At 66.1% G+C, this 15286-nt stretch carries 13 protein-coding genes, 1 rRNA gene and 1 riboswitch; of the genes, 7 read left to right on the top strand and 7 right to left on the bottom strand.

Going from position 1 to position 15286, the window contains the following annotated elements:
- Positions 1 to 136: 136 nt before the first annotated feature.
- Positions 137 to 757: a LysE family translocator gene (locus GJG85_RS23480; RefSeq protein ID WP_050016313.1), complete on the bottom strand. Its 621-nt coding sequence runs from the start codon at positions 755 to 757 to the stop codon at positions 137 to 139.
- Positions 758 to 891: 134 nt separating this feature from the next.
- Here GJG85_RS23480 and GJG85_RS23485 point away from each other — a divergent pair, with 134 nt between their 5' ends.
- On the top strand, positions 892 to 1356 hold the full coding sequence (locus GJG85_RS23485; RefSeq protein WP_050016315.1) for an Lrp/AsnC family transcriptional regulator: 465 nt from the start codon (positions 892 to 894) through the stop codon (positions 1354 to 1356).
- Between the two features lie 61 nt (positions 1357 to 1417).
- On the opposite strand, the gene GJG85_RS23490 is transcribed toward GJG85_RS23485, so the two are convergent.
- Positions 1418 to 2335: a LysR family transcriptional regulator gene (locus tag GJG85_RS23490; RefSeq protein WP_179233179.1), complete on the bottom strand. Its 918-nt coding sequence runs from the start codon at positions 2333 to 2335 to the stop codon at positions 1418 to 1420.
- 134 nt (positions 2336 to 2469) lie between these two features.
- On the opposite strand from GJG85_RS23490, the gene speB reads away from it, so the two are divergent.
- Complete coding sequence (gene speB / locus GJG85_RS23495) at positions 2470 to 3426, top strand: agmatinase (RefSeq protein ID WP_050016317.1); 957 nt, start codon at positions 2470 to 2472, stop codon at positions 3424 to 3426.
- A 61-nt stretch (positions 3427 to 3487) separates the two neighbouring features.
- Positions 3488 to 4813, top strand: coding sequence for an MFS transporter (locus GJG85_RS23500; RefSeq protein WP_050016318.1), 1326 nt, complete (start codon positions 3488 to 3490; stop codon positions 4811 to 4813).
- A gap of 138 nt (positions 4814 to 4951) precedes the next feature.
- Here the strand turns inward: GJG85_RS23500 and metE are convergent, their stop codons facing one another.
- A complete protein-coding gene (gene metE / locus GJG85_RS23505) occupies positions 4952 to 7246 on the bottom strand; it encodes a 5-methyltetrahydropteroyltriglutamate--homocysteine S-methyltransferase (RefSeq protein WP_050016321.1) in 2295 nt (764 codons plus the stop codon).
- A 127-nt stretch (positions 7247 to 7373) separates the two neighbouring features.
- On the opposite strand from metE, the gene GJG85_RS23510 reads away from it, so the two are divergent.
- Positions 7374 to 8282 (top strand): LysR family transcriptional regulator, encoded by a 909-nt coding sequence (locus GJG85_RS23510; protein WP_050016323.1) that lies wholly within the window; start codon positions 7374 to 7376, stop codon positions 8280 to 8282.
- A gap of 22 nt (positions 8283 to 8304) precedes the next feature.
- On the opposite strand, the gene GJG85_RS23515 is transcribed toward GJG85_RS23510, so the two are convergent.
- Both GJG85_RS23515 and GJG85_RS23520 read right to left on the bottom strand, forming a co-directional pair.
- Positions 8305 to 9027, bottom strand: a complete 723-nt coding sequence (locus tag GJG85_RS23515) for a CbtA family protein (protein ID WP_050016325.1) — start codon at positions 9025 to 9027, stop codon at positions 8305 to 8307.
- Positions 9028 to 9040: 13 nt separating this feature from the next.
- A complete protein-coding gene (locus GJG85_RS23520) occupies positions 9041 to 9250 on the bottom strand; it encodes a CbtB-domain containing protein (RefSeq protein WP_006488502.1) in 210 nt (69 codons plus the stop codon).
- A gap of 32 nt (positions 9251 to 9282) precedes the next feature.
- A riboswitch (cobalamin riboswitch) is annotated at positions 9283 to 9426 on the bottom strand.
- 46 nt (positions 9427 to 9472) lie between these two features.
- Between GJG85_RS23520 and GJG85_RS23525 the strand changes: the two genes are divergently transcribed.
- The 3 genes from GJG85_RS23525 to GJG85_RS23535 all read left to right on the top strand — a co-directional run bounded on the left by GJG85_RS23525 (position 9473) and on the right by GJG85_RS23535 (position 12850).
- The gene (locus tag GJG85_RS23525; protein WP_050016327.1) at positions 9473 to 10063 is read left to right on the top strand and encodes a histidine phosphatase family protein; all 591 of its coding nucleotides are present in this window, start codon (positions 9473 to 9475) and stop codon (positions 10061 to 10063) included.
- A 165-nt stretch (positions 10064 to 10228) separates the two neighbouring features.
- Positions 10229 to 11821 carry an inorganic phosphate transporter gene (locus GJG85_RS23530; protein ID WP_050016329.1) on the top strand — a complete coding sequence of 531 codons (1593 nt, stop codon included), beginning with the start codon at positions 10229 to 10231 and terminating at the stop codon, positions 11819 to 11821.
- Between the two features lie 267 nt (positions 11822 to 12088).
- Positions 12089 to 12850 carry a 2OG-Fe(II) oxygenase gene (locus tag GJG85_RS23535; RefSeq protein ID WP_060733620.1) on the top strand — a complete coding sequence of 254 codons (762 nt, stop codon included), beginning with the start codon at positions 12089 to 12091 and terminating at the stop codon, positions 12848 to 12850.
- 257 nt (positions 12851 to 13107) lie between these two features.
- Here the strand turns inward: GJG85_RS23535 and GJG85_RS23540 are convergent, their stop codons facing one another.
- Together GJG85_RS23540 and rrf are read right to left on the bottom strand one after the other, a co-directional pair.
- The gene (locus GJG85_RS23540) at positions 13108 to 14532 is read right to left on the bottom strand and encodes a DHA2 family efflux MFS transporter permease subunit (RefSeq protein ID WP_204383899.1); all 1425 of its coding nucleotides are present in this window, start codon (positions 14530 to 14532) and stop codon (positions 13108 to 13110) included.
- A gap of 571 nt (positions 14533 to 15103) precedes the next feature.
- Positions 15104 to 15216 (bottom strand): 5S ribosomal RNA (rrf, locus tag GJG85_RS23545).
- Between the last annotated feature and the right edge of the window lie 70 nt (positions 15217 to 15286).

Raw genomic sequence — 15286 nt, forward strand, 5'->3', positions numbered from 1 at the left:
AGACGATTTGCGCGCACGCCCTTCTGCGGCAAGCGTGCGCGCGAAGGCCGGCATCGCGCGCGGCCTGTGTCGATTCGCGCATGGCGCGCCCGCGCGGCCTGCCTACCCGCCGGCGACCATGCGGCGGCGCTCGGTCTCAGTCCATCGACAACCGCAGCGCAAAACCGATCAACGCAGCGGAAAAGGTCCAGCGCTGCACCGTCTGCGCGAGCGGATGCGCGCGCATCCACGCCGCGATGCGCGACGCGCCGAACACGCACGCGAGGTCGAAGCACACGCCGGCCGCCACCAGCAGCGCGCCGAGCGCGAACATCTGCCAGACGACCGGCCCGGCCTCGGGCCGCACGAACTGCGGCAGCAGCACCGAGCAGAACAGCAGCGCCTTCGGGTTCAGCAGGTTGGTCAGCAGCCCCTTCACGAACGATTGCCGCAACTCGCCCGCCGCCGCGTCGCCGTCGCCGAGCGCGAACACCGGCGAGCGGAACACCTGGATCGCGACGTACGCGAGATAGAACGCGCCGCCGTAGCGGATCACCTCGTACAACCAGGGCGCGCTGCGGATCAGCGCCGCGACACCGCACGCCGACAGCGTCACGTGCGCGGTGCGCGCGAGCGACAGGCCGGCCGCCGCGGCCATCCCCGGCCGCACGCCGCGGCCGATGCTGGTCTGCAGCACGAGCGCCATGTCGGGCCCGGGCACCGCGTAAATGGCCGCCAGCGCGGCGAGATAAATCAACAGCAAATGCGTGGAAATCATGGTCTGCCCCCGTCCTTCAATGACGATATGTTGCCGCTGAAGGCGGAGGGATTATTGGCCAACTTTGGCTCAGGAATGGCGATTCATAGGGGAATCCGCCACAATCACGAAACTGTAAAAAGGATTCCACCAACATGACCGAGCTCGACAAAACCGACCGCGCGATACTCGCCGCGGTGCAACGCGACGGCCGCCTGCCGATCGCGCGGCTCGCCGAATCCGTCGGCCTGTCCGAGACGCCGTGCGCGCGGCGCCTGAAACGTCTGGAAAACGACGGCTACATCGAGCGCTATCGCGCGCAGCTGTCACGCCAGGCGCTGGGCTTCGGCGTGGTTGCGTTCGTGCTCGTGCGGTTCGCGACGCACGACCGCAAGGTCGCCGACCGGTTCGAACGGGAAGTGCTCGGCATCGAGCGGATCCTCGCGTGCCACAACGTAGCAGGCACGGCCGATTACCTGCTGCAGGTGGTCGCGCGCGACCTCGACGACTACGGCACGTTCCTGCGCGATTCGCTGCGGATGCTGCCGGGCGTGACGTCGATCGAATCGGCGCTGTCGTTGCGCGAGGTGAAGCACGACGCGGGGTTGCCGGTGCCGTGACGCACGCCGGGCCGACAAGCCGCGCGCGCAACGCTTGTTCACATTGTCGGCCGCGCCGGCGTCACACCGCGTCGAGCGACTGATGCGCGCGTTCGAGATCCTCGAGAAACGCTTCGACGACCGGATCGCCGCGCCCGTCGCGCGCCACGACCATGTGGAACGTGACTTCATAGTGCAGCTGCTCGGGATTGAGCGGCGCGAGCAGCCCCTGCGCGACATACGGCGCCGCGAAGTGCTGCGGCAGGTAGCCGAGGTGATGACCGGACAGGATCAGCAGCGCGACGGCCTCCATGTTGTCGGCGGTCGCGGTCACGCGATCGGGCGTCGTCGACATCTGCGCCTCCGGCAGCGGATACGAGCGCCAGGCCCACTCGAAGCCGGCGACGTCGGCCGGCGTCAGCGTGCCGGCGCGTTCGAACAGCGGATGGCCGCGGCCGCAGTACGCGACCTGCCGCTCGATGAACAGCGGCGTGTAGTGCAGCGTCGGCACGCGATGCCAGAAATAGCCGACCGCGATCTGGATCTCGTTGCTCAGCAGCTTTTCCTCGAGATCGCCCGGCGCGCGCACCGAAATCGAGAAGCGCACGGCCTCGTCGCGCGTGCGGAACGCGGCGATCGCCTCGGCGATCCGCGCATTCTGGCTGACCGGCGTATGACCGATCAGGCCGATGTTCAGCGTGCCGACCAGTTGGCGGTCCATGTGCCGCGCGGCCATCCCGAACTCGTCGAGCGCCGCGAGCAGCCTGCGGCTCATCGCGTGGAACCGCTCGCCCTTCGGCGTGAGCCGGAAGCCGCTGCGGCCGCGCTCGCAGAGCCGGTAGCCGAGCCGCGTCTCGAGCGACGACAGCTGCGCGCTGATCGTCGACTGGCCGACGTTCAGCATCGCCTGCGCGGCCGACACGCCGCCCGCGTCCGTGACCGCGAGAAACACGCGGATCAACCGCAGATCGAGGGTCGACAGATTCCCCAGCACGTTCATCCCCTTCCATACATCGATGAAGATCGATGTTTACGTCGATATCTTCGCATTCTTCTTTCCCGGCCGAGCGCGTAAAACTGTGCGCCAGGCCGCGTCGCATGATACGGCAGCCCCACACCGGAAGAGACGACCCCATGAACGACCCCATCCATTTCCAGCCGCTCGGCGGCAATGAAATGCCGCGCTCCGGCGGCATCGCGACGATGATGCGCCTGCCGCACGTGTCGAGCGCCGAAGGCCTCGACGCCTGTTTCGTCGGCGTGCCGTTCGATCTCGGCACGTCGAACCGCACCGGCGCGCGCTTCGGCCCGCGCCAGATCCGCACCGAATCCGTGCTGCTGCGCCCGTACAACATGGCCACGCGCGCAGCACCGTTCGATTCGCTGCAGATCGCCGACATCGGCGACGTCGCGATCAACCCGTACAACCTGCACGATTCGATCGCCCGCATCGAAGCCGCGTACGACGCGATTCTCGAGCACGACTGCAAGCCGATCACGCTCGGCGGCGACCATACGATCGCACTGCCGATCCTGCGCGCGATCCACCGCAAGCACGGCAAGGTTGCATTGATCCACGTCGATGCACATGCCGACGTGAACGACACGATGATGGGCGAAAAGATCGCGCACGGCACGCCGTTCCGCCGCGCGGTCGAGGAAGGACTGCTGCACGGCGACAAGGTCACGCAGATCGGCCTGCGCGGCACCGGCTACGCGGCCGAGGATTTCGACTGGTGCCGCGAGCAGGGCTTCCGCGTGGTCCAGGCCGAGGAATGCTGGAACAAGTCGCTCGCGCCGCTGATGGAAGAAGTGCGCGCGCGCATCGGCGACACGCCCGTCTACATCACGTTCGACATCGACGGCATCGATCCGGCCTACGCGCCGGGCACCGGCACGCCGGAAATCGCGGGCCTCACGGTGCCGCAGGCGCTCGAGATCATCCGCGGCGCGAAGGGGCTGAACATCGTCGGCTGCGATCTCGTCGAAGTCGCGCCGCCGTACGACCCGTTCGGCACCACCGCGCTGCTCGGCGCGAACCTCGCGTACGAGCTGCTGTGCGTGCTGCCGGGCGTCGCGTATCGCGACTGACGACCGATCCCGCTACACGACCTATTCCAAATCAGAGGATTCCAGAGGAGCACACAGAAAGATGGGGACTTCCGTCAAGCAACCGAAGCGGGCGGCGCTCGCGTCGTTCGTCGGCACCACGATCGAGTGGTACGACTTCTATAGTTATGCGACCGCCGCCGCCATCGTGTTCGGGCCGCTGTTCTTTCCCGGCGAAAACCGTTTCATCAGCCTGCTTGCATCGTTCGGCTCGTTCGCGGTCGGCTTCTTCGCGCGGCCGCTCGGCGGCGTGATGTTCGGCTATCTCGGCGACCGCTTCGGCCGCAAGCGGTCGCTGCTCGCGACGCTGATGCTGATGGCCGTGTCGACGGTCGCGATCGGCCTGCTTCCCACGCATGCGCAAGCCGGCGTGATCGCACCGATCCTGCTTGTGCTGATGCGCGTGCTGCAAGGCATCGCAGTGGGCGGCGAATGGGGCGGCGCGGTGCTGCTGGCCGGCGAGCATGCGCCCGAAGGCAAGCGCACGTTCTTCGCGTCGTTCGCGCAGCTGGGCAGCGCGAGCGGCCTGATCCTGTCGATGCTCGCGTTCGGCGCGATCAGCACGCTGTCGAAGGACGACATGATGAGCTGGGGCTGGCGCGTGCCGTTCCTCGCGAGTTCCGTGCTGCTGGTCGTCGGCTTCGTGATCCGTGCGAGCGTGTCGGAATCGCCCGAGTTCGAGGAAGTCAGGAAGAGCGGCAACATCGCGCAAAAACCGCTGCGCGAGGCGCTCAAGGTCTGGCCGCTGCTGCTGCTCGCGATCGGCGCGAACGTGTACGGGATCGCCGGCGTGTATTTCAGCAACATCTTCATGATCAGCTACGCGACCCAGTTCCTGTCGCTCGACCGGTCGATGGTGCTGCATTGCATGACGATCGTCGCGGTGCTGCAGTTCGTCGTGCAGCTCGCGGCCGCGTTCCTCGCGCAGCGCTTCGGCACCACGCGCGTACTGCTGATCACCGGCGCGTGGGCAATGATCGTCCCGTTCGTGATGCTGCCGCTCGTGCATATGGGCACGCCGGTGTCGATCACGGTCGGCGTCGGCCTCGCGACGCTCGCGGAATCGGGCTACTACTCGGTCGTCGCGGGCTTCGTCAGCGGCATCTTCATCGCACGGATCCGCTATACGGCAATTTCGATCGCGTACCAGGTGTGCGGCGCGCTCGCCGGCGGCCTCACGCCGCTCGTCGCGACGCTGATCGCGCAGAACGCGGCCCCGCAATGGTGGCCGCTCGCGCTCCAGTACACGAGCGCCGCCGTGCTGTCGTCGCTGTGCGTGTGGTTGATCTCGCGCCGCGTCAGCATCGACGATGCGGGCGCGCCCGGCAAGACGCGCGAAGCGCTGCCGCGCGGCGCACGCGCCGCGTAGCGCTCGACGCGTAGCGCCTGTCGCACATGCATGCATGACGTAAAACGACCCGCTTTCGCGGGTCGTTTTCTTTGCCGCCCGATCGATGATCGATGATCGACGATCGGCGACCGCTACCGCCCTGCGTTCGCTGCGTGGTTACCGCACCTGGCTACGCAGCGTCTTCGCCGCGGCGACCATGTTCGTCAGCGCCGGAATCACTTCCTCCCACTGACGCGTCTTCAGCCCGCAGTCCGGGTTCACCCACAGACGTTCCGCCGGAATCCGCTCGGCCGCCTTCCTCATCAGCCCGACGATATGATCCTGCGTCGGGATGTTCGGCGAGTGAATGTCGTACACGCCCGGCCCGATTTCATTCGGATACTTGAAGGTGTCGAACGCATCGAGCAACTCCATGTCGGAGCGCGACGTCTCGATCGTGATCACGTCCGCGTCCATGTCGGCGATCGACGCGATGATGTCGTTGAACTCCGAATAGCACATGTGCGTGTGGATCTGCGTATCGTCCTGCACGCCGTTCGCGGTGATGCGGAACGACTCGACCGCCCACTTCAGGTAGTCGCTCCATTGCGCGCGGCGCAGCGGCAGCCCTTCGCGCAGCGCGGCTTCGTCGATCTGGATCACGCGCACGCCGGCCTTCTCGAGATCGAGCACTTCATCGCGGATCGCCAGCGCAAGCTGGTAGCACGACACCGAGCGCGGCTGGTCGTCGCGCACGAACGACCAGTTCAGGATCGTCACGGGGCCGGTCAGCATGCCCTTCATCGGCTTGTCCGTCAGCGACTGCGCATAGGCGATCCACTCGACCGTCATCGCCTTCGGGCGGCTGATGTCGCCGAACAGGATCGGCGGCTTCACGCAGCGCGAACCGTACGACTGCACCCAGCCGAACTGACTGAACGCATAGCCGTCGAGCTGTTCGCCGAAGTATTCGACCATGTCGTTGCGCTCGGCTTCGCCATGCACGAGCACGTCGAGTTCGAGCGATTCCTGTTCGCGCACGCTGCGTTCGATCTCGGCCTGCATCGCCGCGCGATAGCCGGCTTCGTCCAGCGCGCCGGCCTTGAACCGGCTGCGCGCCTGGCGGATGTCGGCGGTCTGCGGGAACGAGCCGATCGTCGTCGTCGGGAACGCCGGCAGGTTCAGGCGCGCCGACTGCTTCGATGCACGCTGCGTATACGGGCTCGCGCGGTTGCCGAGCGGCGCGTCGATGCGCGCGAGCGCGGCCTTCACCGCCGGGTTGTTCACGCGCGGCGAGCGGCGCCGCGAATCGATCGCGGCGGCATTCGCGGCGAGCGCGTCGGCCACCTTGTCGCGGCCTTCGTTCAGTGCGGTCGCAAGCACCTTCAGCTCGTCGAGCTTCTGCAGCGCGAACGCGAGCCACGAGCGGATTTCCGCGTCGAGCTTCTCTTCGCTCGCGAGATCGACCGGCACGTGCAACAGCGAGCATGACGGCGCGAGCCACAGCCGGTCGCCCAGTTGCTTCGCGAGCGGCTCGAGCCAGTCGAGCGCGGCGTTCAGGTCGGTCTTCCAGATGTTGCGGCCGTTGATCGCGCCGACCGACAGCACGCGCTCCGGCGGCAGTTCGCGCACCAGCGCGTCGACTTCGTCGCGGGCATTGATCGCGTCGATATGCAGGCCGTCGATCGACAGCGACGCCGCGAGCGTCAGATTGTCCTGAAGCTGGCCGAAGTACGTGGCGAGCAGCAGCTTGATGCGGCGCGTTTCCAGCGCCTCGTACGCGATGCGGAATGCCTGGCGCCATTCGGCATCGAGCTCGGTCACGAGAATCGGTTCGTCGATCTGCACCCATTCGACACCCTGCGCGGTCAGCGTGTCGAGCAGCGCGCCGTACACCGGCAGCAGCTTCGGCAGCAGCGCGAGGCGGTCGGAATCGTCCTTCGCCTTGCCGAGCCACAGGTACGTGACGGGGCCGAGAATCACCGGTTTCGCATTCACGCCCTGCGCGGTCGCTTCGGCGAGTTGCTGGAGCAGACGCGACGGATCGAGCGAGAAATTCGTGTCCGCATGGAACTCCGGCACGATGTAGTGGTAGTTCGTATCGAACCACTTCGTCATTTCACCGGCCGCGACCCCGCCGCAGCACGCGGCGTGCTCCTCCGTCGACTGCGCCGAACGGCCGCGTGCGACGCGGAAATAATTGTCGAGCGCATCGCCGTGGAAATCCTGCACGCGCTTCGGCAGGTTGCCGAGCGTGAAGCTCATGTCGAGCACCTGGTCGTAGAACGCGAAGTCGCCGATCGGCGCGAGATCGAGATCGCGCTGGTCGTGCCAATGACGCCGGCGCAACTCGGCGCCAAGCGCCTTCAGTTCGTCGCGCGACGATTCACCCTTCCAGTAGCGTTCGAGACCGAACTTGAGTTCGCGCTTCGCGCCGATGCGCGGAAAACCGAGGTTGTGTGTCGTGACCATGAAGCTGCCGTCCAGAAGAAAGTGTAGATCCGGCAGCCATCATAGGGATTTCAAACCATGAAATAAAATGGCATTATTTCATTCATCCATTAACATTTTTCATGCATCTGCCCGATGCACGCAATCCATGCTGGAACGATTCCATCTCGTCGTCATACGTGAAGTCGAGCGCCAGGGCTCGCTGACCGCGGCGGCCAATGCGCTGCACCTCACGCAATCGGCGCTCAGCCACACCGTCAGGAAAGTCGAGCAGCAGCTCGGCACGGCGATCTGGGACCGCGAAGGCCGCGGCCTGCGGCTCACGCAGGGCGGGCACTATCTGCTGAAGCTGGCGAACCGGCTGCTGCCGCAGTTCGAGCTCGCCGAGGAGCGGATGAAGCAGTACGCGAAGGGCGAGCGCGGCACGCTGCGCATCGGGATGGAGTGCCACCCGTGCTATCAGTGGCTGCTGAAGGTCGTGTCGCCGTACCTGTCGCGCTGGCCCGACGTCGACGTGGACGTGAAGCAGCGCTTCCAGTTCGGCGGCATCGGCGCGCTGTTCGGTTACGACATCGACGTGCTCGTGACGCCCGATCCGCTGAACAAGCCGGGGCTGCGCTTCGACCCGGTGTTCGACTACGAACAGGTGCTGGTGGTCGCGGATTCGCACCGGTTCGCGAATGTCGACTACGTGACGCCCGAACAACTGACCGATGAGATCCTGATCACGTACCCGGTCGAGACCGACCGGCTCGACATCTACAACCAGTTCCTGACGCCGGCCGGCATCGTGCCGAGGCGGCACAAGTCGATCGAGACGACCGACATCATGTTGCAGATGGTCGCGAGCGCGCGCGGCGTGGCCGCGCTGCCGCGGTGGCTTGCCGACGAGTATGCGGACCGGATGCCGGTCGTGCCGGTCAAGCTCGGCAAGAACGGCATCGCGAAGCAGATCTTCCTCGGCATCCGCGAAGCGGACGCAGCGATCGACTATCTGGCCGCGTTCGTCGCGCTGGCGCGCGAATCGACGTGGAGCGCGCCGCGCATGCTGCGCTAGGCGCGCCCGGTTGCCCCGCGCGTCAGGCGGCGCGCAGGCCGGCGCGTTCGCCGCGCTCGACCCACGCGCCGAACAGCAGGCCGATCGTCGTCCACATGATCACCTGCATGCCGATGGCCGCCACGCGGAACTTCCACAGCAAGGTCGCCGGAAAATCGGCCGGCAACTCGCTGACCGACGGCAGCCCGATCTGCACGGCCGCGATGATCGCGACGAACACGAGCCCGGCGACGATCGATGCGTTCCACGGGCCGAGCTTCGCCAGCAGATGGCGGCGCACGCCGACCGAGAACACCATCGTCGCGACCGAGATCGCGATCATCAGGAAGAACAGGCCGGTGCGATAGCCGATCGTGTCGGGGTCGCCGACCGACGGCGGATTGGCCGGGTACTTGAGGTTCGGCACGATCACGAGCGCGACGAACGCCGCCAGCGCGAGCCACGCGGCCAGCGGCCGTGCCGGCAGGCGGCTGCCGCGTCCGTACGCATACGCGAACACCAGCGAGAACAGCCCGCCGAATGCCGCGCCGTACGTCACGACGCCCGTCAGCAGCCCAAGGCCGGCCTGCGTGTGGCGGCTGACCAGCTCGGGTTCCGGCGCCTCGCCTTGGGCGGCGGCGGTTTTCTCTTCGACGGCGATCGCCTGATCGACTTGCGGTTCGCCGACGATCCTGGCGAAACCGAACGTGAGGAGGCCCGCGGCGATGCCTGCGAGCATCCCGCGCATGAGTAGCTTTCCGACCATCGCAGGCTCCGCGTCAGTGGCAGGGAAAGCCGAGCAGATGGCGGCCGTCGTGGACGAATTCGTGGACATACATGCCCGGCACGAGCGACGTCGCGCCCTGTTCCGCACCGACGAAATACAGCGCGAGCAGCAGGATCAGGCCGACGAACACGGCCCAGGGCAACAGCTCGCGGACGGGGATGGGTGCCGGCACGACCGCCGGCTTCAGCACTGCTTCGCTCATGGATGCACCTCAGGGGAATCGCGCCCCGACAAATGATGGATGGGTACGAAGGCAGGTCTGGCTTCCGGGATCGTCGATTCCCCGGTTACAGTGGCGCGACCGCGCCGGAATTGCACCGGCTTCCGCGCTTCGTATCGGGCGAATTGTACGCGCGAACGTTCGCGTATTGAAGCGATGACACACGGGTAAGCGCGTCCCGCTCCGGATCATCCGACAACCGACATGACCAAACCTGCCTCGCTCTGCCTGATCGCACACGCATCGACCCGCGCGATGCGCACCGGCACGTTTCCCGACGACGACCTGCTCGACGCGCACGGGCTCGCCGAAGCCGCTGCGCTGCGCGGCCGGTTGACGGGTGCTGCCGGCTCGCTCGTGCTGTGCAGCCCGGCACGCTGCGCAACGCAGACCGCCGATGCGCTCGGGTTGCACGCCGACATCGACGACGCGCTGCGCGACATCGACTACGGCAACTGGCGCGGCAAGCGGCTGCACGATCTCGCGCGCGACCTGCCCGACGAACTGGCCGCGTGGATCGGCACGCCGTCCGCGTCGCCGCATCGCGGCGAATCGTTCGACGCCGCCGCGCATCGGGTCGGCACATGGTTGAGCACGCTGCCGACGGATCGCGATGTCGTCGCGATCACGCATGCGCCGATCGTCCGCGCAACCCTCGCGCACGTGCGGCGGATGAGCCTCGAGGCCGCCGCGCGTCTCGACGTCGCGCCGCTGTCGTGCACGACATTCGTCGCGTCGCCGAGCGGCTGGACGTTGGCCGCGACGGCCGCCAACGTGCGCGACACCGGCGCGTAAACTCACTGTCCTGCTCACTATGTGAGCGAACGATGCGCGCCGACGCGTCGCATGTCGCCGCTCGCCTTACATCCCGTAAGACACACCGTTCGTCATCCCGACTGTCATCAAACTGACTGCTAGCCGCAGCTAGGATCGGACGCGGTTCCCTCACGAGATGCCGTCATGAATCAACCTGCTTCATCCGCCCCGAACAATCCGGGCTCCGTCGCACGCACCCGGCAGATCGGCTATGCCGCGTTCCTGCTGGTGCTCGTGCTCGGCGCCGTCTATATCGCCACGCACCTGATCGACGATCTGGCGCCGGTCCGCGAAGGGACGTTGTTCCCGTACCTGCTGCTCGGCGCCGCGCTGCTGATCGCGCTCGGCTTCGAATTCGTCAACGGCTTCCACGACACCGCGAATGCGGTCGCGACCGTGATCTATACGCACTCGCTGACGCCGAACGTCGCGGTGATCTGGTCGGGCATGTGGAACTTCCTCGGCGTAATGGTTTCGAGCGGCGCCGTCGCGTTCGGGATCCTGCAGTTGCTGCCGGTCGAGCTGATCCTGCAGGTCGGCAGCGGCTCGGGCTTCGCGATGGTGTTCGCGCTGCTGATCGCCGCGATCGTCTGGAACCTCGCGACCTGGTATTTCGGGTTGCCGTCGTCGAGCTCGCACACGCTGATCGGGTCGATCATCGGCGTCGGGCTGATGAACCAGCTGCTGCACGGGCCGTCCGGCACGAGCGGTGTCGACTGGGGCCAGGCGCTCGGCGTCGGCAAGTCGCTGCTGCTGTCGCCGATCGTCGGCTTCCTGTGTGCGTCGCTGCTGCTGCTCGTGCTGAAGGCCGCCGTGCGGATTCCTGAGTTGTACAAGGAGCCGCCGAAGGATCAGCCGCCGCCGTTCTGGATTCGCTGCCTGCTGATCCTCACCTGCACCGGCGTGTCGTTCGCGCACGGGTCGAACGACGGACAGAAAGGGATGGGCCTCATCATGCTGATCCTGATCGGCACGGTGCCCACCGCGTATGCGCTGAACAAGGCCGTCACGCCCGCCGAATCGCAGACCTTCGTGGCGGTCGCGAACCAGGCGGCCGCGACGTTCGGGAAATACACGAACGGCGTCGCGCCGTCCGCGAACCCGCGCGCCGATGTCGAACACTACGTGCAGCATCGCGAACTGACGCCCGCCGTGCTGCCGGCCGTCGCGCAGTTGTCCACGTCGCTTGCGACCGCCGTCGGCGCGTCGGGCTCGATGGCGGCCGTGCCGCAGCGCGACGTCGACAACGTGCGCAACACGATGTATCTGGTGTCCGAAGCCATTCGTCTGATGGAGAAGTCGGGCCAGCCCGCGTTCGCCGCCGACGACAAGCTCGCGATCGACAACTATCGCAAGCAGCTCGACCACGCGACGAAGTTCATTCCGACGTGGGTGAAGGTCGCCGTCGCGATCGCGCTGGGTCTCGGCACGATGGTCGGATGGAAGCGGATCGTCGTGACCGTCGGCGAAAAAATCGGCAAGCAGCATCTGACGTACGGACAGGGCGCATCGGCCGAACTGGTCGCGATGCTGACGATCGGCGCCGCCGACATGTACGGGCTGCCCGTGTCGACGACTCACGTGCTGTCGTCGGGTGTCGCGGGCACGATGGCGGCGAACGGCTCCGGGCTGCAATGGAGCACGGTGCGCAGCCTCGTCCTCGCATGGGTGCTGACGCTGCCGGCGTCGATTGCGCTGGCGGCTGGGCTTTACTGGTTGTTCCGGTCGCTGGCGTGATCGTGTACGCGGCGGGGGGCGGGCGATAGCCGGCTACCTGCTGCGGTAGGTTGGATGTGGCGCTTCTCCGCCTTTCCGCTTCCCTCGCCGCTCCGGCCCGTCGCCACATTCAGTGTGCCGATACCGCGCCTTCAACGTTTCCCCGTTTCCTGGCCGGAATTAAAGCGCAAGATCTGGAGCGTGCCGGCGCCCGGACGCCGCTAGACTGGGTTCGTCAACTTTCGTCGTGGATTCGACCGTGCGCGACCGCCCGGCGCGACACCGCCGATGCCCCGAGGTACGCCCGTGAACATTCTCGATCTGCCCCCTGCCGTCGAACCGCCGGACATCGCGCAACGCGTCGACTCCCTCGACTGGCCGAGCGTCGATGCCGAGCTCGATCGCTACGGATGCGCGCGCGTGCCGGGCCTGATGTCGGCAAGCGAGTGCGATGCGCTCGCGTCGCTCTATCCCCGCGATGCGCTCTATCGTTCACGTGTCGTGATGGCGCGACACGGCTTCGGCCGCGGTGAGTACAAATATTTCGCGTATCCGCTGCCTGCGATCATCGCCGAGCTGCGCACGACGATCTACCCGCATCTCGCACCGATCGCGAATCGCTGGAACCAGGCACTCGGGATCGACGTCCGTTATCCGAAAAACCATGCGACGTTCCTCGATCGCTGCCACGCGGCAGGACAGACGCGATCGACGCCGCTGATCCTGCAATACGGCGCCGACGACTACAACTGCCTCCATCAGGACCTGTATGGCGAGCACGTGTTTCCGCTGCAGGTCGCGATCCTGCTGTCGGCGCCGGGCCGCGATTTCAGTGGCGGGGAGTTCGTGTTGACGGAACAGCGGCCACGCATGCAGTCGCGTGCGGAAGTGGTGCCGCTGACGCAAGGCGACGCAGTGATCTTCGCGGTACACGGCCGGCCCGTGCAGGGAACCCGCGGCGTCTATCGCGTCAACCTGCGCCACGGCGTGAGCCGGATCCGAAGCGGCCATCGCCACACGGTCGGCATCATCTTCCATGACGCGCAGTAGCGGGAGCGGGGACAGCTGCGCTGCTGCCGCGCCACTTATTGCGCATTGCATTCATGCTCGTCTCGGCACCGCATGCCACCGTGAGGAAAGCGGTCCAACCGAGCATGGCCGGCCAGAACACCGCTCGCCCGCGGCAGCCGAAGACCGATTGCGCTGACCGTCAAGCAATCGCGGTCGCAATGAATCAGCGCTTCCAGTGAGCACGACGAAACACGCTTACTCACCTGTCGCCCCGCCAACATGATTTGCAGTCCAGCCTATCCTCGCGCCACGCTGGCTCGCAGCCGGTCGCCGGCATCGAGCGCCAGCCGTGCGTAGCCCGGCAACGTCAGCAGCGCGAGCACGCCCGCCGCGACGAACGCCCAGCGGAAATCGTCGAGCACGTAATGCATGCCGGCCGCGTCGCCGCGCCCCCATGCCGCGAGCCGCAGCGACAACGCACCGAACGCGATCCCCATCCCGATCGTCATCTGCTGCGCGGCGCTCCACAGCGTGCTGGCCGCACTCGTCTGCTGAGCCGGGATGTCCGCATAAGCCAGCGTCGCGAGCGTCGTGAACTGCATCGACCGCGTGAGCCCGTAGACGAATACGACGAGCAGCGTGATCGCCAGCGGCGTCGACGCGGTCAGCCAGCCGCATGCGATCGTGAAGATGCCGACGATCGTCACGTCGACGAGCGCAACGCGCCGAAAGCCGTAACGGTCGAGGATCCACGACGTGCCCGCCTTCATCCCGAGATTGCCGAGCGCGCTCGCGAGCAGCAGCAGCCCTGACTGGAACGGCGACAGCCCGAAACCGATCTGGAACAGCAGCGGCAGCAGATACGGGACGGCGTTGATCGCCATCCGCGTGATCGAGCCGGTGATGACCGTCACCGAGAACGTCGGCACCTTCAGCGTCGTGAAATCGAGCAGCGGATGCGCGCAGCGTCGCGCATGCAACCATGCGGCGATACCGAACAGCACGCTCGCACCCACCAGGACAACCGCGCGCGCGAAGTCGACATCCTGCTGACCGGCCGCTTCGGTGCCGATCAGCAGGCAGGTCAAGGCGCCGCCGGCCAGCACGAAGCCGACCCAGTCGAGCGGCCGTTGCTCGTCGGTCCGCGTATTCCGGACGATCAGCCAGGTACAAACGAGCGCGGCCAGGCCGAACGGGACGTTCAACAGGAAGATCCATCGCCACGATGCATAGGTTGTGATGAAGCCGCCGATCGGCGGCCCGACGACGGGCGCGACGATGCCCGGCCACGTGATCGTCGCGATCGCACGCATCAGCTTCGCCTTCTCGGTACTGCGCACGACGATCATCCGCCCGACCGGCACCATCATCGCCCCGCCGACACCTTGCAGCAGCCGGGCAGCCGTGAACGACATCACGCCTTCGGACAGCCCGCACAGCACCGACGCACCGGTAAAGACGACGATCGCGCTCGCGAAGACGGTGCGCGAACCATAGCAATCCGCGATCCAGCCGCTGATCGGAATGAACACCGCCAGCGCCAGCATGTAGGCCGTCATCCCGAGGCTCAGTGCGTTCGGCCCCACACCGAACGAGCGCGCCATTTGCGGTAGCGCGGTCGCGATCACGGTCGTGTCGAGATACTCCATGAAGAACGTCGCGGCGACGAGATACGGCAAGAAGTCGGTCGTCCGACCACCTTGGGCAGGGCTGTCAGTCATGAACGATGCGTGAGACGGAATGCAAAAAGCGCCGATCGCGGGCGGATGCAGGCAAGCACCCGGGAATCGGGACGAACGGTGATATTACCCCGAAGGGTTGGCTCCCCGCTCTGCCGCGCATGTCGCGCACGTCGCGCACGTCGCGCGAATGAACTTTATGCGCATAGATTTTTGTGAGGATTTCGCGCTGCGTTCGCCGAGTGATGCGCATGACGCGGTGCCTCGAGGAACGCGCAGATGCGGAGATTTTCGCCAGAAAGCGGTATTTATCAATCATTGTCGCTCAATATCGCGCATCACCGGCCATCACAACATCGTCACCCGAAGTATGGCGTGGGACGGAATCGATCTGAAGATGGATGGGTCCGGTTGGCGGGAGGGGTGAGAGATTCAGACGGCACAACCGCGGAGTGCTCGAGAACGGCAGAGCGCTGAATGAGGGGCTCGCTCGCTGCGATGGATTGCGTAAGCGGAAAGCGGAGTCGCCTCGGTCACGCTTCGCCACATGCTTTTGGGGACGCCGAAATGCAAAAACCCCCGCCTTGTCGGGCGGGGGTTTCTGGCTAAGGGAGCCTGACGATTACCTACTTTCACACGGGAATCCGCACTATCATCGGCGTAGAGTCGTTTCACGGTCCTGTTCGGGATGGGAAGGGGTGGGACCGACTCGCTATGGTCATCAGGCAAAGGGGGTTGTCGCGTTACTTCGCAGCGCGACCAATCCTGGAAGAAGCAGTAATTTTGAGTTGTGTGT

Origin of the sequence: Burkholderia sp. MS389, from assembly GCF_016899425.1 — a bacterium.
GTDB lineage: Bacteria > Pseudomonadota > Gammaproteobacteria > Burkholderiales > Burkholderiaceae > Burkholderia > Burkholderia sola.

Bases quoted from the DNA above. Each gene is read 5' to 3' on its own strand.
- GJG85_RS23525 (WP_050016327.1), top strand. From the start codon at position 9,473: ATGACCAAACCTGCCTCGCTCTGCCTGATCGCACACGCATCGACCCGC.
- GJG85_RS23530 (WP_050016329.1), top strand. From the start codon at position 10,229: ATGAATCAACCTGCTTCATCCGCCCCGAACAATCCGGGCTCCGTCGCA.
- GJG85_RS23535 (WP_060733620.1), top strand. From the start codon at position 12,089: ATGCCCCGAGGTACGCCCGTGAACATTCTCGATCTGCCCCCTGCCGTC.
- GJG85_RS23480 (WP_050016313.1), bottom strand. From the start codon at position 757: ATGATTTCCACGCATTTGCTGTTGATTTATCTCGCCGCGCTGGCGGCC.
- GJG85_RS23515 (WP_050016325.1), bottom strand. From the start codon at position 9,027: ATGGTCGGAAAGCTACTCATGCGCGGGATGCTCGCAGGCATCGCCGCG.
- GJG85_RS23500 (WP_050016318.1), top strand. From the start codon at position 3,488: ATGGGGACTTCCGTCAAGCAACCGAAGCGGGCGGCGCTCGCGTCGTTC.
- speB (WP_050016317.1), top strand. From the start codon at position 2,470: ATGAACGACCCCATCCATTTCCAGCCGCTCGGCGGCAATGAAATGCCG.
- GJG85_RS23490 (WP_179233179.1), bottom strand. From the start codon at position 2,335: ATGAACGTGCTGGGGAATCTGTCGACCCTCGATCTGCGGTTGATCCGC.
- GJG85_RS23540 (WP_204383899.1), bottom strand. From the start codon at position 14,532: ATGACTGACAGCCCTGCCCAAGGTGGTCGGACGACCGACTTCTTGCCG.
- GJG85_RS23485 (WP_050016315.1), top strand. From the start codon at position 892: ATGACCGAGCTCGACAAAACCGACCGCGCGATACTCGCCGCGGTGCAA.
- GJG85_RS23510 (WP_050016323.1), top strand. From the start codon at position 7,374: ATGCTGGAACGATTCCATCTCGTCGTCATACGTGAAGTCGAGCGCCAG.
- metE (WP_050016321.1), bottom strand. From the start codon at position 7,246: ATGGTCACGACACACAACCTCGGTTTTCCGCGCATCGGCGCGAAGCGC.
- GJG85_RS23520 (WP_006488502.1), bottom strand. From the start codon at position 9,250: ATGAGCGAAGCAGTGCTGAAGCCGGCGGTCGTGCCGGCACCCATCCCC.